Genomic DNA, 19,652 nt, shown 5'->3' on the forward strand with positions numbered 1-19,652 from the left:
CCGGCGCGTATAGTATAAATAGAGTACCGATTAGTCTAGTATTAGCCGATGCCTTCCAAGCCCCTGTCCAGCTCCGCGGCGACGTCGCCGCGTGCCACGCCCGGACCCGGCCGCCCCAAGGATCTCGCCAAGCGCGCCGCGATCCTGGATGCGGCCGCGCGCATGTTCACTCAGCACGGGTTCGAGGGCGCGAGCATGGACCAGATCGCGGCCGAGGCCGGCGTGTCCAAGCTCACCGTGTACAGCCATTTCGGCGACAAGGAGGCGCTGTTCGGCGAGGCGGTGCGCGTGGTGTGCGCCTCGCTGATGCCCGATGACCTGTTCGTGCCCGACACCGGCGCGCCGCTGCGCCTGCAGCTGACCGGAATCGCGCGCGCCTTCTTCGCCATGATCACCAGCGACGAGGCCCTGGCCACGCACCGGATGATGATGAGTCCGGGTGGCGACGAGCGCGTGCGCCAGATGTTCTGGCAGGCCGGGCCGGAGCGGACCCAGCGCGCCTTCGCCGCGTTCCTGGACGCGCGCGCCGCCCAGGGCGAACTCGAACTGCCGGACGTGCCGCGCGCGGCCCGCCAGTTCTTCGCCCTGCTCAAGGGCGACCTGCATACGCGCATGGCCTGCGGACTGTGCGACCGGCCAGAGGAGGCCGCGGTGGAGGCGCACCTGGAGGCGACCGTCGACATGTTCCTGCGCGCCTACGCGCGCAACGTGCCGGCCGCGCGTTGACCACGCCCGGCGCCATCGGTCGCGGTGACTTCCGGCACTCAGCCGTGCGCCGGCCGCTGGCGATCATGGCCCCGGGAAATCGGCCGGCCCGGCCAGTAGAATCGCGTTCCTTCCCCTTTCCGATCCGGACCGCACGATGACGTTCGATTACGCCAAGGCCCGCGAGACCATGGTCGAGCAGCAGATCCGCCCCTGGGAGGTGCTGGATCCGCGCGTGCTCGAGGTGCTGGCGCGGCTGCCGCGCGAGGCCTTCGTCGCCGAGCGCCATCGCGCCCTGGCCTACGCCGATCTCGAACTGCCGCTGGGCCATGGCGAAACCATGCTCAAGCCGGTGCTCGAGGGGCGTGCGCTGCAGGCGCTGGCGCTGGAAGGATCCGAGTCGGTGCTGGAGATCGGCACCGGCAGCGGCTTCCTGACCGCCTGCCTGGCGACGCTGTCGCGCGAGGCGACCAGCCTCGAGCGCCACGCCGACCTGGCCGACGCCGCGCGCGGCCGGCTGCAGTCGCAGGGCCTGGGCAATGTCGAAGTGGCCACCGCCGATGCGTTCGTGTGGGAGCCGGGTCGCCAGTTCGATGCGATCTGCGTGACCGGCGCGGTGGATGCGGTGCCGTCACGTTTCGTGGGCTGGCTGCGTCCCGGTGGACGGATGTTCGTCGTCCACGGCCGGGTCCCCGCGATGGAGGCGGCGCTGCTGCGCAACGACGTCAACGGTCATCGCATCGAATCGTTGTTCGAGACCGAACTGCCCTACCTCGCCGGCGCCGAGCCGCGACCCGAATTCAAGTTCTGACACACCCCGGATTCATTCGCCAAGGATTCCCGATGCTCCGCCGCCCCCTGGTTCTCTCCCTCGCCCTCGCGCTGTCGTCCGCTCCGGTGTTCGCCGAAGACCTGATGCAGACCTACGAGCTGGCGCGGACCAACGACCCGCAACTGTCGATCGCCGAATCGCAGCGGCTGTCGACGCGGGAGAACGCGGTCCAGGCGCGCGCCGCGCTGCTGCCGCAGATCAACGGTTCGGCCGAACTGAACCGCTCGCACGAAGCCGGCACCACCGGATCCGCGCGCAGCCGCAGCTACCGCGCCACGCTGGGCCAGGCGGTGGTCGACCTCGGCGCGATCTCGAACCTGCGCGCGCAGCGCCAGTACAGCACCGCGGCGGACTACGACCTCGAAGCGGCCGGCGACGAGCTGATCGCGCGCACCGCCAATGCGTATTTCGACGTCCTGGTCGCGCTGGAGACGCTGGCCGCGGCCGAAGCGGCCGAAGAGGCGTTCCAGAAGCAGTTCGACTACGCCGACAAGCGCCTGGAGGTCGGCCTGGCGCCGATCACCGACGTGCACGAGGCGCGCGCCCAGTACGACGGTGCGCGCGCGAACACGATCCTGGTGCGCAACGCGCTGCAGGACGCCTACCAGGCGCTGGCCGAGATCACCGGCAGCCCGATCAACGCGCTCAAGGCGCTGCCCGAGGACTTCCGGCCCGAGCTGCCGTCCACCGGCGACGCCGACTCGTGGGTGCAGCGCGCGCTCGATGCCAACCCCAGCCTGCAGGCGGCCCGCTATTCGGTCCAGGGCGCCGAATACGGCGTGTCGACGGCGCGGGCCGGGCACCTGCCCACGCTGGACCTGGGCGTGAGCTACAACAACGGTGCGAACTGGTATTCGCCCGGGACCGTGGTTCCGCCCGATGCCGAAGGCTTCGGCAACGGCGAGGGCCACTCCTTCGGCCTCACGCTGACCGTGCCGATCTTCTCCGGCGGCGCGACCCAGTCGCGCGTGCGCCAGGCGATCGCCAGTCGCGACATCGCCCAGGACCAGTTCGAACAGGGCCGGCGCGCGATCGAGCGCAACACCCGCTCCGCCTACCAGGCACTGGTGGCGGGCATCAGCGAGGTCGAGGCACGGCGGCTTGCGCTGGTCTCGGCGCAGAGCGCGTACGACGCCTCGCAGGTCGGCCTGGAGGTCGGTACCCGCACCGTGATCGACGTGCTGATCAACCAGCAGAACCTGTTCAGCGCGCGCCAGGCCTACGCCTCGGCCAAGTACAACTACCTGCGCAACCGGCTGCTGCTCGAGCAGGCCGCCGGCACGCTCGATGCCGCCACCGTGCAGGACGTCAACCGCCTGCTGACCATCGACGCGACCGCGCCGGCCGACATCCGGCAGTAGCCGCCGCCGCGCGTTCCGTCCGCGCCGCTCAGGCGGCGCGCGTCGGCAGGTCGGCGTCGATCAGCGCCAGCGTGCGCTGCACCGCGCCGCGGCCATCGCGCACCAGCGCCAGTCCCGCCTCGCGCATCGCCAGGCGTTCCGCCTCGTCCGCCAGCAGCGCCGCCAGCGCCTGCTCGACGCCGGCCGCATCGTTGCCGACCCGCATCGCGCCGGCCTGCTGCATCCGCCGCGCGATGTCGGCGAAGTTGTGCAGGTGCGGACCGGTGACCACCGGCGTGCCCACCGCCGCGGGCTCGAGCAGGTTGTGCCCGCCGATGTCCTGCAGGCTGCCGCCGACGAAAGCCACGTCGGCGCAGGCGTAGAACTGCTGCAGTTCGCCCAGGGTGTCGAGCACGAACACCGCGTCGTCGGGATCGGGCAGGCGCGTGAGCTTGCGCGTGGCGACCCGCCAGCCGGCGTCGAGCGCCTGCTGGGCGACGCCGCGGAAGCGCTCGGGATGCCGCGGCGCCCACAGCAGCAGGAGGTCCGGCCAGCGCGTCCGCAGCTGCCGGTGGATGGCGAGCATCGCCGCCTCTTCTTCCGGGTGCGTGCTGGCGGCGATCCACACGGGGCGCGTGCCGGTGCGCTCGCGGAACCCGCGCGCGGCGCGCTCAATCGCGTCGGCGTCGATGTCGATGTCGTACTTCAGGTTGCCGCTCACCGTGATCGCCGCCTCAGGCGCACCGAGAGCGGCGAAGCGGCGCGCGTCGTCGGACGACTGCGCGGCCACCCGTCGCAGCGTCGCCAGCACGCGCGCCAGCAGCGGCCGCAGCACCCGGTAGCCACGCAGCGAACGCTCCGACAGCCGCGCGTTCACCAGATACGCGGGAATGCCCGCATCGCGGCAGCACAGCAGCAGGTTGGGCCACAGCTCGGTCTCGACCACAAGTGCGATCCCCGGGCGGAAATGCGCCAGGAAGCGGCTCACCGCGCCGGACAGGTCGTAGGGCAGGTAGACGTGCTCCACGCGCTCGCCCCACAGCGCACGCACGCGCGCAGAGCCGGTGGGGGTGATGGTGGTGACCAGCAGTCGCAGGTCGGGCCGTGCCTGCATCAGGGCCTGCACCAGCGGCGCGACCGCGTTGACCTCGCCTACCGACACCGCGTGCACCCAGATCGGGGTCGGTGGCGCCGGGCCCGCATAGCGCGCGTAGCGCTCGCTCCAGCGTTCGAAATACGCCTCCTGGCGGAAGCCGCGCCAGATCAGGTGGTACACGGTCACCGGCACCAGCAGGTACAGCGCCGCCGAATACAGGCCGCGCAGCAGGCGTTCGGTGGTGTCGGCGGACATCGGCACAGGATAGCGGGGGAAACGCGGCGCGGGTGTCGCCGCCACACCACCGGGCCGCGACAGGACCACCGACTACAATCGGCCCATGGCATCCGCGCAACCGACCTCCGCCCCACCGCCGCTGTCGCCGCGCCAGTGGCCGACCTGGATCGGCATCGCCGCGATGGCACTGGCGGCGCGGCTGCCGTGGCCGTGGCAGCGCGCGATCGGTCGCGGCATCGGCACGCTGCTGCGCGCGTCGCTGCGCGAACGCCGCGAGGTGGCGGCGCGCAACCTCGCGCTGTGCTTCCCGGAGCTGGACCCCGCCGCGCGAGCGCGCCTGCTGCGCGCGCACTTCGCCGCGCTGGGCATCGGCCTGTTCGAGTTCGCGCGCGCATGGTGGGGCTCGGTGGCGCCGATGCGCCGCGGCCTGGTGGTCGAGGGTCTGGAACACCTCGAAGCCGCGCGCGCGGGCGGACGCGGGGTGATCGTGGTGTCGGGCCACTTCAGCACGCTGGAGATGTGCGGCCGGCTGATGTGCGACCACGCGCCGCTGGCCGGCATGTACCGGCCGCATGCGCAGCCGGCGATGGAATGGGCGGTCCGGCGCGGTCGCGCCCGCTACGCGGCGGCGATGTTCCCGAAGCAGGACGTGCGCGGCGCCGTGCGCCACCTGAAGAAGGGCGGCCTGCTCTGGTACGCACCCGACCAGGACCCCAGCCGCGGCGATGCGGTCTACGTACCGTTCTTCGGCCAGCCCGCGCACAGCCTGACCTCGACCCATTCGCTCGCGCGCCTGTCCGGCGCGGCGGTCGTGCTGTACCAGCACCGGCGGCGCGAGGATGGCGGCTACACCCTGACCCTGTGGCCGGCGCTGGACCACTTTCCCTCCGACGATCCGGTGGCCGACACCGCGCGCGTGATTGCCGGCATCGAGACCATGGCGCGTGCCGCGCCCGACCAGTACCTGTGGATCCACCGCCGCTTCAAGCGGCAACCCGACGGCAGTTCGCCCTATGCCGATCTCTGAGCGGGCGCCCCGGCGACCCGGCTGGACCTGATGCAGGTCGCCGGGCGGCCGGACAACCCAGCGTGCAAGGCCCGCTGGATACGGACGCAGACACCGGGGCCCACACCGGCCTCGCCCGCCGGACGCGACCGGCGGATCCGGCGACTGTCCGGCCGGCCCGACACGCAGGCGCGAGCGAGTGGACCCGGACCCGCTACGCCGCGGACGCGGCGGCGTCCGCGGGCGGCGCCGGCGTGCGCCCGGCGAGCAGGCTGCCGGCGTACAGCGCCGCGAGCAGCAGGGTCAGCCCGCCCCAGAACGTGGAATAGAACGCGAGGTGGGTATTGAACGGGAACACCGTGACCGCGAGCGCAAGCACCGCCGGACGCGCGCGCGTGCGCGCCTGCGCATCCGCGTAGCGCCACGCGCGCCACGCCAGCGCGGCGCCGGCCAGCCACAGCAGCAGGCCGATGCCGCCGGTCTCGCTGAGGATCTCGAGCACGATCTGGTGGGCATGGAAGGCCGGCCCCTCGCCCCAGGCCGCGGGCTCGCCGGGCGCGGGATCGCAGGCGGGAAACGCCTGCCGGAAGCCGCGCGCGCCGACGCCATTGACCGGATGCTCGCGCGCCATGCACAGCGCCGCGCCCCAGATCCGCGTGCGCCCGGACAGCGCGGTGTCGACACCGCTGTCGCCTTCCGCGGTCCAGGCCTGGGCCGTCCGCTGGACCCGCTCCTGCACCTGCGGCGAGAAGTAGGTGAGCCCGGCGAGCGACAGCGCGCCGGCCACGAACACGCCGGCCAGCCGTTTCCAGCCCAGCAGGCTCCAGCCGCTGAACAGCAGCACCAGGGCGAAGGTGATCCACGACGCGCGCGAGCCGGCGAACAGCACCACCACGCCGATCAGCAGCGCCGCCGCGATCCAGCCGCCGCTGCCCAGCCGCCGGCCGGCGGCGTACAGCGCGAACGGCGACAGGCTCGCCAGCACCACGCCTAGCTTGAGGTTGCACGGACCGAGCACGCCGCCGAGGCGGTCGGCCAGCATCAGCTGTTCGGCGCTGCACATCGGCCGGCCGCTGATCGCCTGCTTGAGCGTATCGATGCTCCAGAACAGCGGACTGGTGCCCGACACCACCTGCACCAGGGCATCCAGCGTCCACACCGCGACGATCACCGCCAGGCCGCCGAACGTGATCCTGCGCCCGCGCGGACTCGCGACCGCGGACGCGGCCAGCCACAGGAACGGCAGGTAGCGCAGGTCGACCAGCGATTCACGCAGCGCGCGCCCCTGGTCGACCGCATCGAAGGACGAGACCAGTTGCGGCAGCCAGTAGGCGCAGAACAGCACGCTGGTCAGCGCCCAGGCCTGCAGGCTCAGCAGGCGCATGCCGCCGCGGAAGCGGCCGACGAGCAGGTGCACGATCGCCGCCAGCGCGCCGAGCACCATCACGCCTTCGGCATAGCCCGGCGCCGGCCACAGCGCCACGAACGCCAGCACCCAGTGCGGCGCCCAGCGCCAGCCGGCGCGTGGCTCAGCGGGCGGTGTCGCGAGGGTCGCGGAGTTCGTCATAGACCGAGAGCGTGGCGTCCTGCATCGCCTGCAAGGTAAACGGAATCGTCGCGGGAAGCGACGGCGGTTGCGCGAGCATCGTCCGCGCCGCGTGCAGCAACGCGGCGGCATCGAACGGGGCGACTGCGCCGTCCGGCTGCAGCGCGTGCAGCAGTTCGCCCACGCCGCCGTGATCCCAGCCGAGCACGGGCCGGCCGACCGACAGGGCCTCGACCACCGTGCGCCCGAACGACTCGGGCTTGCGCGAAAGCTGCAGCACCAGGTCGCTGGCGGCATAGGCCTCGGCGATCGCGTCGGTGGCCGGGCCGAGTTCGAGCGCGGCTTCGACGCCGGACGCGCGGGCGCCGGCACGCAACTGCTCGAGATACGCCTCGCGCCCGGCCTGGACCGCGCCGGGCATCCACAGCCGCACGTCGCCGCCTTGGCCACGCAGCATGGCCAGCAGCGCGATCGCATCGGCATGGCCCTTGAGCCGCGTCCCGCGCCCGGGCAGCAGCAGCAGCGGGCCCTCGCCGCCCAGCGCCGGATACCGCGCGGCCACGCGCGCGCGCGCCGCACGGTCGGGCATGGGCGCGCGCGGGAACTGCGCCGGATCCACCCCGCGCGGGATCACCCGCAGGCGCGCCGGATCGGTGCCGGGATAGTGCCGCAGCACGTAGTCGCGCACGGTTTGCGACACGCAGATCACGCGTTCGCCACGCGCCATGATCGCGCTGTAGCGCGAGGGCGAGTTCAGCCCGTGCACGGTGGTGACGAAACGCGGCCGCGGTGGCGACGCCATCCCGCGCACCGCGTGCCAGCCCAGCCAGGCCGGCAGGCGCGAGCGCGCGTGCACGATATCGACCTGCTCGCGCGCGAACAGCCGTCGCAGCGCGGGCACGTGGCGCAGCGCCAGCAGCGACTTTCGGCCGATGTCGAGGGTGATGTGCTCGGCGCCGGCGGCCTGCAGCCGTGGCACCAGGCGCCCGCCGGCCGAGACCACGATCGCGCGGTGCCCGGCGCGCACCAGGGCGTCGGCGATCTCCAGCGTGGACCGTTCGACGCCGCCGGACTCCAGCGCCGGCAGCAGCTGCACCACGGTCAGCGGGCGCGGCACGGCTGGGCCGCCGCGGCGTCAGTCGACGAGGACGAAATGGGCGCCGCAGTACGGGCAGTCGGCCTGGCCACCGTCGGCTTCGATCGGCAGGTAGACGCGCGGATGCGAATTCCACAGCGCCATCGACGGCAGCGGGCAGCTCAGCGGCAGGTCGGCGCGGTGCACCTCGTACTGGCGCTGCGCGTTGGCTTGCGTGGGCTGGGGCTGGGTGGCGGTCATGGCGGCGGCAGGGAAGTCGGAAAGCCGCGGCATTCTACCGCGGAAGCGGGCGTGCCCCGGCCTCGGCCACGGGACGCGACCTGGCCGGATCGCCCACGCTCGCCGCATGCGCCGGGCGCCCGGCGCCGGACAGGCGGCTGCGCCCAGGCGGCATCCCTGCCGCTCCGGCAGCGTTGCCAACGCACGCAGGAGCTCCGCGCGGCGACGCGTGCCGCTCAGGGTGGCAGGTCGAACAGCAGCAGGTCGGCCACGTCTCCCGGCCGGCCCGCGAGCCGCAACTCGCCCGACTCGGCGGTGAGGCCGACCGCGTCGCCGGCCGCCAGCGCCTCCCCGTCCAGCGTCGCGCCGCCCTGCGCCACGTGCAGCCAGTACAGGCGCGCGGGATCGAGCGGATGTACCAGCTCTTCGCCCTCGGCCAGCCGCGCGCCGCGCAGCCAGGCCTGCTGGCGGATCGCCAGGCTGCCCTGTTCGCCGTCGGGCGAGGCCAGCGTCGCCCACCGGCCCTGCCGCTTGGCCGGGTCGAACATGCGCTGCGCATAGGCCGGCGGCAGGTCGCCGCGGTCGGGCATGATCCAGATCTGGAGGAAGTGCACCGGCTCGCCCTCCGAGCCGTTGTACTCGCTGTGCTCGATGCCGCTGCCGGCGCTCATCCACTGCAGCTCGCCCGGCCGCAGCACGCCGCTGCTGCCGGTGCTGTCGCGATGCGCGAGCGCCCCGCTCAGCACGTAGCTCAGGATCTCCATGTTGGCGTGCCGGTGCGGCGGGAAGCCGCCGCCCGGCGCCACCCGGTCCTCGTTGATCACGCGCAACGGCCCGAAGCCCATCCACGCCGGGTCGTGGTAGTGGCCGAACGAGAACGTGTGCCGGCTGTCGAGCCAGCCGGCCGACACGCGGCCACGTTCGTTGGCGCGGCGGACGACGCGCATGGCCGTGTCCTCAGCCCGCCGGGACGTCGGCGCCTTCCGCCGCCGCGACCATGGCTTCGGTGGTGATGCGCAGCTCGACCTCGTCGCTCACGTTCGGCGCGTAGGCGCCGACGCCGAAGTCGCTGCGCTTGAGCGTGGTGGTGGCATCGAACCCCGCGGCCGGACGCTTGGCCATCGGGTGCTCCGCGAAGCGGTTGATGGTGGCGTCCAGCACCACCGGCCTGGTGATGTCCTTGACGGTGAGGTCGCCGGTGATCTTCAGCCGGTTGCCGCCGGCGGATTCGACCGACGTGCTCTTGAAGGTGATCGTCGGGAACGTCCCCGCGTCGAAGAAATCGGCGCTGCGCAGGTGCTCGTCGAAGTCGCTGGAGAACGAGTCCAGCCCGGCCAGCGGCAGGGTCACCTCGACCGACGAGGCGGCCACGTTGTCGGCGTCGTAGACGATCGCGCCCTCGGCCTGGCCGAAGTTCGCGATCGGGTTGGAGAAGCCGAAGTGGCTCCACCGCGCGACCACGTTGGTGTGGTTGGGGTCGATCACGTAGGTGCCGGAGACACCTTCGACTGGCGCGGCATCGGATGTGGCCGGTTCCGCGGCGGGCGTGGCGGCGGCATCGGCCACGGGCGTCGCGGGGGCGGCGGAATCGGCGGCGGCAGGCGGTTCGGCCGGCGAGCAGGCGGCGATGGCCAGGGTCAGGGCGAGCGGAAGCAGGAGCAGGGCGGGACGTTGCATGGGAATCACCTCGGAATGCGTGTGTGGAAGGCGCGGTGCGGAGCGGACGGCTGCCTCGCGCGCGCGACGGGAACTGCGGAACTTCACTGCTTCGCCGGGCGCGAAGGTACCGCCCCGGCGCGATGGTGGGACCCGGCGCGGCCACGACCCGCGCTGCTGCAGGCAGCGGCCGGTTCCTGCACGCCGGGCACGGGATGCGTCATTCGATGCGCGCCGCCTCGTCGAAGGACAGTCGCGGCGAGCGCGGGTAAAGCACGCTCTCGTCGCCCCGCCCGAGGTTGACCAGGATGTTGGACCGCACGTTCGTGCCGGCGAAGAAGGCCGCATCGACCTTGGCGTTGTCGAAGCCCGACATCGGCCCGGTATCCAGCCCCAGCGCGCGCGCGGCCAGGATCAGGTAGGCCGCCTGCATGCTCGAGCCCCGCAGCGCCACGCGCTGCAGCCGTTCCTCCGGCGAGCCTTCGAACCAGGACTTCGCATCGACATGCGGGAACAGCACCGGCAGCTTGTCGTAGAAGCGCAGGTCGTGGCCGACGATCACGGTGACCGGCGCCGCCATGGTCTTCTCGTAGTTGCCCTCGCTCAGCGCCGGGCCGAGCCTCTCCTTCGCCTGCCGCGAGCGCACGAACACGAACCGCGCCGGACCGGCGTTGGCCTCGGTCGGCCCCAGCTTCGCAAGGTCGTAGAGCCGCCGCAGGGTGGCGTCATCGATCTGTCCGCTGAACGCGTTGTGGGTGCGGGCGTTCCGGAACAGCTGGTCGAGCGCGGAGTCGGACAACGTGTCGGTCATGGGGGTCCTGCGGAAGCGGTCGGGAATGGCTGCAGTGTAGAGTTCCACGCATGACGTTCAGCCGCGGTCATCGGAACGGATGATTACAGAAATGGAACGGGCCGCGGCCTCCGGCACGCATTCGTCGCAGATCTGGTCGCTCAGCGACGGACGCGCCGGCAATGCCCGCCAGGCCGATGCCCTGGCTGCGGCGCTGGGTGGCGCGTCGGCCACGCTGGCGCTCGAACCGCGCGCGCCCTGGCGCTGGCTGGCGCCGCGCCGGTGCCCGGGGGCGCGGCACGCGTTCGGCGAGGCGTTCGCCCAGGCACTGGACGCCCCGCCCGCACTGGCGATCGGCTGCGGTCGCCAAGCCGCGCTCGCCACCCGGCTGCTTGGCGGACGCGGCGCGAAGACCGTGCAGATCCTCGATCCGCGCATCGATGCCCGCCACTGGGACCTGCTGGTGGTGCCGGAGCACGATGGCCGCGGCGGCGGGAACGTGGTGTCCATGCTCGGCAGCCTGCACCCGGTGGACGATGCCTGGCTGGCCGCGGGCCGCGACGCGTTCCCCGCGCTCGGCGACCTGCCCGCGCCGCGCACCGCCCTGCTGGTGGGCGGCCCGACCGCGCACGCGCCCTTCGACGGGATGCGCCTGGACGCGCTGTGCGCCGGGCTCGCCGCGCAGGCGGCGCGCGAACGCGGGAGCGTGCTCGCGACGGTGTCGCGCCGCACGCCCCAGGCCATGGCCGACGCCGTGGCGCGCGCGCTCGCCGGCACCCCCGGCGTGGTCTGGCGCGGCGCCGCGGACGGCCCGAACCCGTATCCCGGCCTGCTGGCCTGGGCCGACCGCATCGTCTGCACCCCCGACTCGGTGAACATGGTGAGCGAGGCCTGCGCCACCCGCGTGCCGGTGCACGTGTTCGACGCCCACCGCACCGACGGCCGGCCGCGCCGCTTCCTCGACGCCCTGCGGGCGCGCGGCCGGATCGACGCCATGGCGGACGCGGACGACGCACAGGGGAACATCGTCCCGCTGCGCGAAACCGCGCGCGTGGCGGCGGTGGTGCGGGAGCGGTTGGGGTGGGCCTGAGCAGAGGCGTCGCGGAACCAGGCTCGCGGCCCGACCTCGCAGCCGCGCGCCGACCGTGTGTCGACGCGATCCCGGGTGCGCTTCGCTTACCCGGGCTACGGACAAGACTTCGGGGGCACCGGCCACGGAGCGTTACCCGCTCGCGTAGCCCGGATAAGGCCGAAGGCCGCATCCGGGTTCGGACGAGCTGCACCTCACTCGCAATCCGGGTGCGCTTCGGTTACCCGGGCTACGGGCAGGACTCCGCGGAGCACCGGTCACCGGAACGTTACCCGCTCGCGTAGCCCGGCTAAGGCCGAAGGCCGCATCCGGGTTCGGGTTCGGGTTCGGTTCCGGTTTCGGGTTCGGGCGAGCGCCCGCTTCCATCGCGATCCGGGTGCGCTTCGCCTGCCCGGGCTACCGGCGCGGCCGTCGAGCGCCTACTGCGGCGGAGCCGCCAGTTCGCGGGCGTCCAGGAATCCGTCGCGGCTCGTGTCCTGGCGGCGGAAGCGCTCGGCCAGGCGGATCAGGTGCTGGTCGCGGGTGAGCGTCCGGCCCTTGCCGCCCGGCTGCTCGGCCGGCGAGAGCACGCCGTCGCCGTCGCGATCCATGCCGTCGAAGGCGTAGCTCATCCAGGCCTGGTATTCGCCGAGCGACACCCGGCCGTCGCCGTCGGCATCCATCTTCGCCAGGTAGTCATCCGTCTTCATGACCTGCGCCACGAGCGGCGCGGGCAGCGACAGGACGAGCAGCAGCAGGGCGACGGTTCGCATCATGGAAGTGTAGCGGCCAACCGTCCGCCGGATCGCGTGGACCGCCGGCACCCGCAGAGTGCCGCGATCGTCAGGGCCGGCACGATGGCCGGCGCAATCGCCATGCTGGCGAGGCCGCCGCAATCGCGGCGGCCGTGGCCTCAGGCACGGACCGACTGCAGCGAATAGCCCTTCAGCCGCGCCGAGTAGTCCTGCAGCGCGCGGATGCCGCTGGCCTCGGCCTCGCGACACCAGGCCTGCAGGCCCTGCAGCGCGTCGCTGGCGTTGGCGCTGCGCGCCTCGAGCACGGCCGCCAAGCGGCGACGGTATTCCACAAGGGTGTGGATGCGCGGACGCTGCGAGATCCACTGCTGCATCTGTTCGCGCGCTTCCGGGTTGAGCCAGCGGCCATCGTCGACCAGGCCCTTGCGCAGGCGTCGCGGCAGCAGCGAGCGCAGCTTCGCGCCGGCGGCCTCGGCCTCCTCGCGCAGCGCCGGCATCAGCACGTTGCGCTGGTAGTCGGTCATGGCCTGGAAGCGGTGCGCGAGCAGCGCGCGCATGGTGTCGGTGTCGGGCACGTGGATGTTCGGGCGCACGTCCAGCGCCGGCGCCACGCGCAGCACCTTGGCCAGGCGCACGGCCTCGAGCCCCTTGATCACCGCCCAGCCGATGTCGAACTCCCACTTGCGCAGCGCGAACTTGGCCGAGCTCGGGAAGGCGTGGTGGTTGTTGTGCAGTTCTTCGCCGCCGATCCACAGCCCCCACGGGGTGAGGTTGGTGGCGGTGTCGGTGGTTTCGAAATTGCGATAGCCCCACCAGTGGCCCAGGCCGTTGACCACGCCCGCGGCCCAGAACGGGATCCACGCCATCTGGATCGCCCAGATCGCGATGCCGGCGAAGCCGAACAGGGCGAAGCTGACGAACAGCAGCAGGGTCGGGCCGAGCGTCGCGTACGGGGTGTAGAGGTGGCGCTCGATCCAGTCGGCGGGCGCGCCCTTGCCGTACTGCTCGATGTCCGCGCGCATGCCGCGCGCCTCGCGATACAGCTCCACGCCCTGCCAGAACACCGTCTTGATGCCCTTGTGCATCGGGCTGTGCGGATCTTCCTCGGTCTCGCACTTGGCGTGGTGCTTGCGATGGATGGCCACCCACTCGCGGGTGATCATCGAGGTGGTGAGCCAGGTCCAGAAGCGGAAGAAGTGCGCGAGCACGGGATGGAAATCCACGCCGCGGTGCGCCTGGCTGCGATGCAGGTACAGGGTCACCGACAGGATGGTCAGCTGGGTGGCGACCAGGAAGTAGGCGGCGAGCGGCCAGAAGCTCCACTGCAGCAGGCCACCGGCGAGGAAATCGATCAGGGACGCGGGCATGACGTGTTCGGAAATGGACGGGACCCCTGCATGATGGGGCCCCCACCGGGCCATGGCCAGCCCTGCGCCCACGTATGGTGTTCAGTCCGATTCATCCCCACCTCGCGCAGATGCCTGCAGACGCCATCCCGCCCGACGCTCCGCTGATCGAATTCGACGATGCCCGCGTGCTGCGCGACGGCCGCGCCGCGCTGGACGGCGTGAGCCTGCGCCTGCCGCAGGGGCGGCACACCGCGATCCTCGGGCCCAACGGTTGCGGCAAGTCGACGTTCATCCAGGTGATGACGCGCCAGCTGTATCCGCTGGCGCATGGCGACGGGCGCGCGCCGGTGCGGATCCTCGGGGAGGCGCGCTGGGACGTGCGCGCACTGCGGTCGCGGCTGGGGATCGTGACCGGCGCGCTGCACGAGGACCTGCTGTCGGTACCGGAACTGGGCGTGCGCGACGTGGTCTTGGGCGCGTTCGACGCGCGGCTCGCGCCGCAGGACGATGCCGTTCCCGCGGCGCCCGACCGGCACCACCGGGCGGCGGCGGCGCTGGACCGGGTCGAGGCCGGGCACCTGGCCGGGCGTCCCTATGCCGCGCTGTCGACCGGCGAGGCCCGCCGGGTGCTGCTGGCGCGCGCCCTGGTGCATGCGCCGCAGGCGTTGCTGCTGGACGAGCCCGCCGCCGGCCTGGACGTTGTCGCCCACGCCCGCATGCTGCGCGCCCTGCGCCGGCTGGCGCGGGAGGGCGTGACCCTGGTGCTGGTGACCCACCATGCCGAAGAACTGATCCCGGAGATCGGCCACGTGGTGCTGCTGCGCGGCGGCCGGGTCGTCGCCGACGGCTCCCGTGGCGCCGTGCTCACGCCGCCACTGCTGGCCCGCGCCTTCGGTGGGCCTCTGCGGCTGCACGACGGTCCGCGGCCGCGCTTCGAACTCGAAGAGGCCGACACCGATGCCTGAGTTGCCCGAGGTCGAGACCACCCGCCGCGGGCTGGCCCCGCACGTCGAGGGGCGGCGGGTGCTGAGCGTGGTGCTGCGCCGCCCGGACCTGCGCTGGCCGATCCCGCCGGAGGTGTCCGGTTTGCTCCCCGGACAGCGCATCGAGGCCGTGCGCCGGCGCGCCAAATACCTGCTGCTCGACACCGCCGCCGGCAGCGCCCTGCTGCACCTGGGCATGTCCGGCAGCCTGCGGGTGCTGCCCGCGGACACGCCGGTGCGCGAGCACGACCACGTCGACCTCGTGCTCGCGCACGCGCGCACCGGCCCGGCGCAGGTGCTCCGCTACAACGACCCGCGCCGCTTCGGCTGCCTGCTGTGGCAGCCGCCGGGCGAGGTCCACCCGCTGCTGCGCGGGCTGGGACCCGAGCCGCTGACGGACGCCTTCGACGGCGACTACCTGTTCGCCCGCAGCCGCGGCCGCCGCGCGCCGGTGAAGGCGTTCCTGATGGACCAGCGGATCGTGGTGGGGGTGGGCAACATCTACGCCGCCGAGGCGCTGCACGCGGCCGGGATCTCGCCGCTGCGCGCGGCGGGGCGGGTCTCGCGCGAGCGCTACCGCGTGCTGGCCGACGCGGTCCGGCGGATCCTCGACCACGCCATCCGCCGCGGCGGCACCACCCTGCGCGATTTCCTCGCCCCCGACGGCGCGCCCGGCTACTTCGAGCAGGAGCTGTCGGCCTACGGGCGGGGCGGCGCGCCCTGCCCGCGCTGCGGGCGGCCGCTGCGGCAGGCGGCGATCGGGCAGCGGACCACGGTCTGGTGCGGGGCCTGCCAGCGCTGACGGCCGGCCGCGACCGGCGCGCCTTCGCGGTATAGTCCCGGCGCTGAACGGGGACTTCTCGCGCGCATGGCCGACACTGCTGACATCACCCTCTGGCTGGACGCCGCGCGTGGCGGCGACCGCGGCGCGCTCGACCAGGTGCTGGCGACGCTCTACCAGGAGCTGCACACCATGGCGCGACGCCAGCTGTCGGGCCAGATGGGCCAGACCCTGGACGCCACCGCGCTGGTGCACGAGGCCTATCTCAAGCTGATCGGCCGCAAGGAGATCCAGTTCGACGACCGCGCCCACTTCTTTGCGTACGCCGCCTCGGCGATGCGCAGCGTGGTGGTCGACTACGCGCGCCAGCGTCTGGCGCAGAAGCGCGGCGGCGACCTGCACCGGGTCACCGACCTGCCGCACGACATCGAGGGCGGCCTGCGCCTGGACGAGGACATGCTGGCCCTGGATGTGGCGCTCAACCGCCTGGCCGGCGTCGACGCCAAGCTCGCGCACGTGGTGGAGCTGCGCTATTTCGGCGGCCTGTCGGAAGCCGAGATCGCCACCCTGCTCGGCCGCTCGGACCGCAGCATCCGCCGCGACTGGCAGAAGGCGCGGATGTTCCTGCTGGCCTCGCTGCAGGATTCGTGACCGGGGAACCGGGCGACATGCGGGGCACGCGCCGGCGCAGGCATTCCGGGACATCCCGGGTTGGGCGGGGGAACGCGGGCTGATGGATGCCGAACGCTGGCAACGCCTGTCTCCGCTGCTCGACGCCCTGCTCGAGCTGGACGAGGCCGCGCGCGCCAGCAGCCTGGCCTCGCTGCGCGAGGACGACCCGCAGCTGGCCGACGACCTGGAGGAACTGATCGCGCTCGAGGCCGGCGGCGACGATTTCCTCAACGAACCGCTGATCGCACCCAATCCGGGCGTGCAGGCGGGCGCCAGCGTGGGGCCGTACGAGCTCGAACGCATGCTCGGCGAAGGCGGCATGGGCCAGGTGTGGCTGGCGCGCCGCGCCGACGGCCTGTACCAGCGGCGCGTCGCGCTGAAGCTGCTGCGCCCCGGCCTGGCCGACCCGAACCTGCGCCTGCGCTTCACCCGCGAGCGCCAGATCCTGGCGCGGCTGGAACATCCGCATATCGCCCGCCTGCTCGATGCCGGCATCAGCAGCGACAACCAGCCCTATCTCGCGCTGGAATACGTCGAGGGCGAACCGATCACCGACTGGTGCCGCGCGCGCGACCCCGGCGTGATGGCGCGGGTGCACCTGTTCATGCAGGTGTGCGAGGCGGTCAGCCACGCGCACACCAACCTGATCGTCCATCGCGACCTGAAGCCGTCGAACATCCTGGTCACGCCGCTCGACGACGTGCGTCTGCTCGACTTCGGCATCGCCAAGCTGCTCGACACGCCCGAACAGGCGCTCGACCACACCCGCACCGGCCTGCGCACCTTCACCCTGCACTACGCGGCGCCCGAGCAGATCCGCGGCGAACCGGTCACCACCATGACCGACGTGTATTCCCTGGGCGTGGTGCTGTACGAACTGCTCGCCGACCGCAAGCCCTACCAGCTCAAGCGCCCGAGCGATGCGCAGTGGGAAGACGCGATCCTCAACGTCGATCCGCAGCGTCCGTCGCAGGTGCTGCAGCGCGCGGCCGGCGAGGACGGCGCGCCCGACGCGCGCGCGCGGCGCCGGGCGCGCGAGGTCACCGGCGACCTCGACAACATCGTGCTCAAGGCGCTGTCGAAGAAGCCCGAGCAGCGCTACCCCTCGGTCGAGGCGCTGGCGCTGGACCTGCAGCGCTGGCTGGACGGCAAGCCGGTGCACGCGCGCGCGCAGAGCATGTCCTACCGGCTGCGCAAGTACGTGCGCCGGCATCGGTGGGTGCTGTCGACCGCCGCGGCGGTGTCGCTGGTGGTGGTGAGCGCGCTGGGCATCGTCGCCTGGCAGGCGCGCCAGGCCCTGGACGAATCGGCGCGCGCGCAGGCGATGCAGAACTTCGTCGTCGGCCTGTTCGAGACCGCCGGCGACGTGCCGTCGGACGCGTCCGTCGACGTGCGTCAGCTGATCGGGAACGGCGAACGGCGGATCGAACGCGAGCTTGCGCACCAGCCGCTGGCGCGCGCCGAACTGCTGGGCGTGGTCGCGCGCCTGCGTGCCGGCCTGGGCGACTACGACCAGGCGCTTGACGTGCTGCTGCGACAGGCGGCGCTGGTGGAGGCGCTCGACGACGCGCCCGCCAGCCTGCGCCTGCAGTCGGCCACCGACCTGGGCCGCGTGCTGCGGCTGAAGGGCGACATTTCCGGCTGCATGGCCCGGATGCAGCCGCAGATGGCGCTGGCCCGGCGTAGCGAACGGCGCCTGCCGGTCCCGGTGTCCGGGTTCTATTCGCAGCTCGGCCGCTGCCACGCCGCGGCGCGGCGCATCACCGAGGCGCGCGTGCTGTACCTGCGATCGCTCGGCCTGCGCCGCGATCCGCTCGACGACGAGCCCGGCATCGTCGAGAACCTCGCCGACCTCGCCAGCCTGCACGCGGCCGCCGGGGACACGCCGCGTGCCCTGGGCGAGATGCGCGCCGCGCTGACCCTGCTGCGCAGCAGCGCCGGCGCCCGTCATCCGCTCGCGATCGAACTGCTGCGTTCGCTGTGCTCGCTCGAGCGCGAATCGAGCAACGTCCCGGCTGCCGAACGCGACTGCCGCGAGGCGCTGGCGCTGGCGACGGAACTGCGCGGGACCAACCACCACGCCACCATCGACGCCCGCCGGCAGCTGGCCGCCCTGCACGTCGACCAGGGCCGCTTCTCCGATGCGGAGGGCGAGCTCCGCGACACCCTGGCCTGGGTCACCGCCCGGCTCGGCCCGCGCCACGTCGATGTCGCGCGCATCCGCAACAGCCTCGCCATCGTGGCCTGGGAGCGCGGCGAGCTCGACGCGGCTCTGGCCGAGATCGCGATCGCCGTCGACATCTGGCGCGAACGCGGCAACGAACCGCTGCTGGCGTCCGGCCTGTTCAACCAGGCGCTGGTGCTCCACAGCGCCGGCCGCGACGCCGAGGCGCTGCCGCTGCTGCGCGAGGCGCTGGCGCTGCGCCGCGCAGCGTTCGGGCCCCGCCACGGGCTGGTCGGCGACACCCTGCGCCTGATCGGCGAGGCCAAGGCCGCGCTCGGCGACGCGACGGCGCTCGAGGCCCTGCGCCAGGCACAGGCGCTGACCCGGGGCGACTACGGTGCGCGCCATTCCCACACCCGGCGCGCGGAGATCTCGCTCGCGCGCCAGCAGGCGCTGCAGGGCGACGCGGTCGCCATCACCCGCCTCGATGCGCTGGCCGAACTGCCGCAGGACGACGCCGAGCTGCGCAAGGCCGCCTGGCTCGCGCGCGCCTACGCCGCCGACGCGCGCTGCCGGCTGCCCGGCGAGCGCGACCTGGCGCTGGCCAGCCTGCAGGCGCTGGCGGTGGTGGTCGCGCAGGCCCAGCCGGAAGGCGGCACGGTGCCGCGCGAGATCGCCCGGCTGCGCGCGACCTGCGTCGGTGGACGCGCGCTCAGCCCAGGGGCAGCGGCGGCTGCAGCGGTTCGATCCGCCCCTCGCCGCGCGAGATCCGCTTGAACTCGGCGCGGCTCACCGACACGTAGCGCTCGTTGCCGCCGATCTCCACCTGCGGCCCCTCGCTCAGCGCGAAGCCCTGTTCGTCCACCCGCACCGTCATCGTCGCCTTGCTGCCGCTGTGGCAGATGGTCTTGATCTCGCTGATCTCGTCGGCCCAGGCCAGCAAGTACTGGCTGCCTTCGAACAGCTCGCCACGGAAATCGGTGCGCAGGCCGTAGCACAGCACCGGCACCCGCAGCGCGTCGACCACCTCGCCCAGTTGCCACACCTGCGGCCGGGAGAGGAACTGGGCCTCGTCCACCAGCACGCAGTGCAGCCGGCCGTGCGCGGCGATGTCGCGCTCCACCAGCGCCTGCAGATCGTCTTCACGGCCGAACGCGACCCCATCGGCCTGCAGCCCGATGCGCGAGGCCACCCGTCCGCGCCCGGCGCGGTCGTCCAGCCGCGGCGTCAGGATCAGCGTGCGCATCCCGCGTTCGCGGTAGTTGTGCGCCGACTGCAGCAGGGTGGTGGTCTTCCCCGCGTTCATCGCCGAATAGTAGAAGTAGAGCTTGGCCATGGGCGGATTCTAGACCGGCG

19 protein-coding genes are annotated in these 19,652 nt (G+C 72.8%); 9 read left to right on the forward strand and 10 right to left on the reverse strand.

Annotation, left to right across the window (positions count from 1 at the left end):
* The first annotated feature begins 48 nt into the window (after positions 1-48).
* The 3 genes from QFW80_RS08350 (at position 49) to QFW80_RS08360 (ending at position 2,898) form a co-directional block, all read left to right on the forward strand.
* Entirely contained in the window at positions 49-726 is a 678-nt protein-coding gene (locus QFW80_RS08350; protein WP_425603523.1) for a TetR/AcrR family transcriptional regulator, read from the forward strand.
* Positions 727-862: 136 nt separating this feature from the next.
* Positions 863-1,516: a protein-L-isoaspartate O-methyltransferase family protein gene (locus tag QFW80_RS08355; RefSeq protein WP_280601218.1), complete on the forward strand. Its 654-nt coding sequence runs from the start codon at positions 863-865 to the stop codon at positions 1,514-1,516.
* 32 nt (positions 1,517-1,548) lie between these two features.
* Positions 1,549-2,898 carry a TolC family outer membrane protein gene (locus QFW80_RS08360; protein ID WP_280601219.1) on the forward strand — a complete coding sequence of 450 codons (1,350 nt, stop codon included), beginning with the start codon at positions 1,549-1,551 and terminating at the stop codon, positions 2,896-2,898.
* 28 nt (positions 2,899-2,926) lie between these two features.
* Here the strand turns inward: QFW80_RS08360 and waaA are convergent, their stop codons facing one another.
* A complete protein-coding gene (waaA, locus tag QFW80_RS08365; protein ID WP_280601221.1) occupies positions 2,927-4,228 on the reverse strand; it encodes a lipid IV(A) 3-deoxy-D-manno-octulosonic acid transferase in 1,302 nt (433 codons plus the stop codon).
* An 85-nt stretch (positions 4,229-4,313) separates the two neighbouring features.
* Here waaA and lpxL point away from each other — a divergent pair, with 85 nt between their 5' ends.
* Complete coding sequence (gene lpxL / locus QFW80_RS08370; protein WP_280601222.1) at positions 4,314-5,237, forward strand: LpxL/LpxP family Kdo(2)-lipid IV(A) lauroyl/palmitoleoyl acyltransferase; 924 nt, start codon at positions 4,314-4,316, stop codon at positions 5,235-5,237.
* Positions 5,238-5,430: 193 nt separating this feature from the next.
* On the opposite strand, the gene QFW80_RS08375 is transcribed toward lpxL, so the two are convergent.
* From QFW80_RS08375 to QFW80_RS08400, 6 genes are all read right to left on the reverse strand, one after another.
* The gene (locus QFW80_RS08375) at positions 5,431-6,783 is read right to left on the reverse strand and encodes an O-antigen ligase family protein (RefSeq protein WP_280601224.1); all 1,353 of its coding nucleotides are present in this window, start codon (positions 6,781-6,783) and stop codon (positions 5,431-5,433) included.
* Complete coding sequence (locus QFW80_RS08380) at positions 6,746-7,879, reverse strand: glycosyltransferase (protein ID WP_280601226.1); 1,134 nt, start codon at positions 7,877-7,879, stop codon at positions 6,746-6,748. The genes QFW80_RS08375 and QFW80_RS08380 overlap by 38 nt, the downstream gene beginning before the upstream one ends.
* 18 nt (positions 7,880-7,897) lie before the next feature.
* Positions 7,898-8,098, reverse strand: coding sequence for a zinc-finger domain-containing protein (locus QFW80_RS08385; RefSeq protein ID WP_280601227.1), 201 nt, complete (start codon positions 8,096-8,098; stop codon positions 7,898-7,900).
* 215 nt (positions 8,099-8,313) lie between these two features.
* Positions 8,314-9,024, reverse strand: coding sequence for a pirin family protein (locus tag QFW80_RS08390; RefSeq protein WP_280601228.1), 711 nt, complete (start codon positions 9,022-9,024; stop codon positions 8,314-8,316).
* Positions 9,025-9,034: 10 nt separating this feature from the next.
* Positions 9,035-9,754, reverse strand: a complete 720-nt coding sequence (locus QFW80_RS08395) for a YceI family protein (RefSeq protein WP_280601229.1) — start codon at positions 9,752-9,754, stop codon at positions 9,035-9,037.
* Between the two features lie 199 nt (positions 9,755-9,953).
* A complete protein-coding gene (locus tag QFW80_RS08400) occupies positions 9,954-10,544 on the reverse strand; it encodes a malonic semialdehyde reductase (protein WP_280601231.1) in 591 nt (196 codons plus the stop codon).
* 91 nt (positions 10,545-10,635) lie between these two features.
* On the opposite strand from QFW80_RS08400, the gene QFW80_RS08405 reads away from it, so the two are divergent.
* Complete coding sequence (locus QFW80_RS08405; protein ID WP_280601232.1) at positions 10,636-11,613, forward strand: mitochondrial fission ELM1 family protein; 978 nt, start codon at positions 10,636-10,638, stop codon at positions 11,611-11,613.
* A 419-nt stretch (positions 11,614-12,032) separates the two neighbouring features.
* Here the strand turns inward: QFW80_RS08405 and QFW80_RS08410 are convergent, their stop codons facing one another.
* Positions 12,033-12,365 (reverse strand): EF-hand domain-containing protein, encoded by a 333-nt coding sequence (locus tag QFW80_RS08410; protein ID WP_280601234.1) that lies wholly within the window; start codon positions 12,363-12,365, stop codon positions 12,033-12,035.
* A gap of 140 nt (positions 12,366-12,505) precedes the next feature.
* The gene (locus tag QFW80_RS08415; RefSeq protein WP_280601236.1) at positions 12,506-13,714 is read right to left on the reverse strand and encodes a DesA family fatty acid desaturase; all 1,209 of its coding nucleotides are present in this window, start codon (positions 13,712-13,714) and stop codon (positions 12,506-12,508) included.
* A 110-nt stretch (positions 13,715-13,824) separates the two neighbouring features.
* Here QFW80_RS08415 and QFW80_RS08420 point away from each other — a divergent pair, with 110 nt between their 5' ends.
* The 4 genes from QFW80_RS08420 to QFW80_RS08435 all read left to right on the forward strand — a co-directional run bounded on the left by QFW80_RS08420 (position 13,825) and on the right by QFW80_RS08435 (position 19,073).
* Positions 13,825-14,661 carry an ABC transporter ATP-binding protein gene (locus QFW80_RS08420; protein ID WP_280601237.1) on the forward strand — a complete coding sequence of 279 codons (837 nt, stop codon included), beginning with the start codon at positions 13,825-13,827 and terminating at the stop codon, positions 14,659-14,661.
* Positions 14,654-15,481, forward strand: a complete 828-nt coding sequence (gene mutM, locus QFW80_RS08425; RefSeq protein WP_280601238.1) for a bifunctional DNA-formamidopyrimidine glycosylase/DNA-(apurinic or apyrimidinic site) lyase — start codon at positions 14,654-14,656, stop codon at positions 15,479-15,481. Before QFW80_RS08420 ends, mutM begins: the two co-directional genes overlap by 8 nt.
* Positions 15,482-15,547: 66 nt before the next feature.
* Positions 15,548-16,111, forward strand: coding sequence for an ECF-type sigma factor (locus QFW80_RS08430; RefSeq protein ID WP_280601239.1), 564 nt, complete (start codon positions 15,548-15,550; stop codon positions 16,109-16,111).
* Between the two features lie 82 nt (positions 16,112-16,193).
* Complete coding sequence (locus tag QFW80_RS08435; protein ID WP_280601240.1) at positions 16,194-19,073, forward strand: serine/threonine-protein kinase; 2,880 nt, start codon at positions 16,194-16,196, stop codon at positions 19,071-19,073.
* Here QFW80_RS08435 and QFW80_RS08440 read toward each other — a convergent pair.
* Positions 19,009-19,632, reverse strand: coding sequence for a thymidine kinase (locus QFW80_RS08440; protein ID WP_280601241.1), 624 nt, complete (start codon positions 19,630-19,632; stop codon positions 19,009-19,011). The two genes, QFW80_RS08435 and QFW80_RS08440, sit on opposite strands and share 65 nt — an antisense overlap.
* Between the last annotated feature and the right edge of the window lie 20 nt (positions 19,633-19,652).

The organism is Luteimonas rhizosphaericola (genome assembly GCF_029888045.1).
Lineage (GTDB): Bacteria > Pseudomonadota > Gammaproteobacteria > Xanthomonadales > Xanthomonadaceae > Luteimonas > Luteimonas rhizosphaericola.

What these genes read in the sequence shown, in the direction of transcription:
- mutM (WP_280601238.1), top strand. Translation starts at nt 14,654, where the DNA reads ATGCCTGAGTTGCCCGAGGTCGAGACCACCCGCCGCGGGCTGGCCCCG.
- QFW80_RS08350 (WP_425603523.1), top strand. Translation starts at nt 49, where the DNA reads ATGCCTTCCAAGCCCCTGTCCAGCTCCGCGGCGACGTCGCCGCGTGCC.
- QFW80_RS08390 (WP_280601228.1), bottom strand. Translation starts at nt 9,024, where the DNA reads ATGCGCGTCGTCCGCCGCGCCAACGAACGTGGCCGCGTGTCGGCCGGC.
- QFW80_RS08435 (WP_280601240.1), top strand. Translation starts at nt 16,194, where the DNA reads ATGGATGCCGAACGCTGGCAACGCCTGTCTCCGCTGCTCGACGCCCTG.
- QFW80_RS08360 (WP_280601219.1), top strand. Translation starts at nt 1,549, where the DNA reads ATGCTCCGCCGCCCCCTGGTTCTCTCCCTCGCCCTCGCGCTGTCGTCC.
- QFW80_RS08415 (WP_280601236.1), bottom strand. Translation starts at nt 13,714, where the DNA reads ATGCCCGCGTCCCTGATCGATTTCCTCGCCGGTGGCCTGCTGCAGTGG.
- QFW80_RS08440 (WP_280601241.1), bottom strand. Translation starts at nt 19,632, where the DNA reads ATGGCCAAGCTCTACTTCTACTATTCGGCGATGAACGCGGGGAAGACC.
- QFW80_RS08420 (WP_280601237.1), top strand. Translation starts at nt 13,825, where the DNA reads ATGCCTGCAGACGCCATCCCGCCCGACGCTCCGCTGATCGAATTCGAC.
- QFW80_RS08410 (WP_280601234.1), bottom strand. Translation starts at nt 12,365, where the DNA reads ATGCGAACCGTCGCCCTGCTGCTGCTCGTCCTGTCGCTGCCCGCGCCG.
- QFW80_RS08355 (WP_280601218.1), top strand. Translation starts at nt 863, where the DNA reads ATGACGTTCGATTACGCCAAGGCCCGCGAGACCATGGTCGAGCAGCAG.
- QFW80_RS08395 (WP_280601229.1), bottom strand. Translation starts at nt 9,754, where the DNA reads ATGCAACGTCCCGCCCTGCTCCTGCTTCCGCTCGCCCTGACCCTGGCC.
- QFW80_RS08400 (WP_280601231.1), bottom strand. Translation starts at nt 10,544, where the DNA reads ATGACCGACACGTTGTCCGACTCCGCGCTCGACCAGCTGTTCCGGAAC.
- QFW80_RS08430 (WP_280601239.1), top strand. Translation starts at nt 15,548, where the DNA reads ATGGCCGACACTGCTGACATCACCCTCTGGCTGGACGCCGCGCGTGGC.
- waaA (WP_280601221.1), bottom strand. Translation starts at nt 4,228, where the DNA reads ATGTCCGCCGACACCACCGAACGCCTGCTGCGCGGCCTGTATTCGGCG.
- QFW80_RS08385 (WP_280601227.1), bottom strand. Translation starts at nt 8,098, where the DNA reads ATGACCGCCACCCAGCCCCAGCCCACGCAAGCCAACGCGCAGCGCCAG.
- QFW80_RS08375 (WP_280601224.1), bottom strand. Translation starts at nt 6,783, where the DNA reads ATGACGAACTCCGCGACCCTCGCGACACCGCCCGCTGAGCCACGCGCC.
- lpxL (WP_280601222.1), top strand. Translation starts at nt 4,314, where the DNA reads ATGGCATCCGCGCAACCGACCTCCGCCCCACCGCCGCTGTCGCCGCGC.
- QFW80_RS08405 (WP_280601232.1), top strand. Translation starts at nt 10,636, where the DNA reads ATGGAACGGGCCGCGGCCTCCGGCACGCATTCGTCGCAGATCTGGTCG.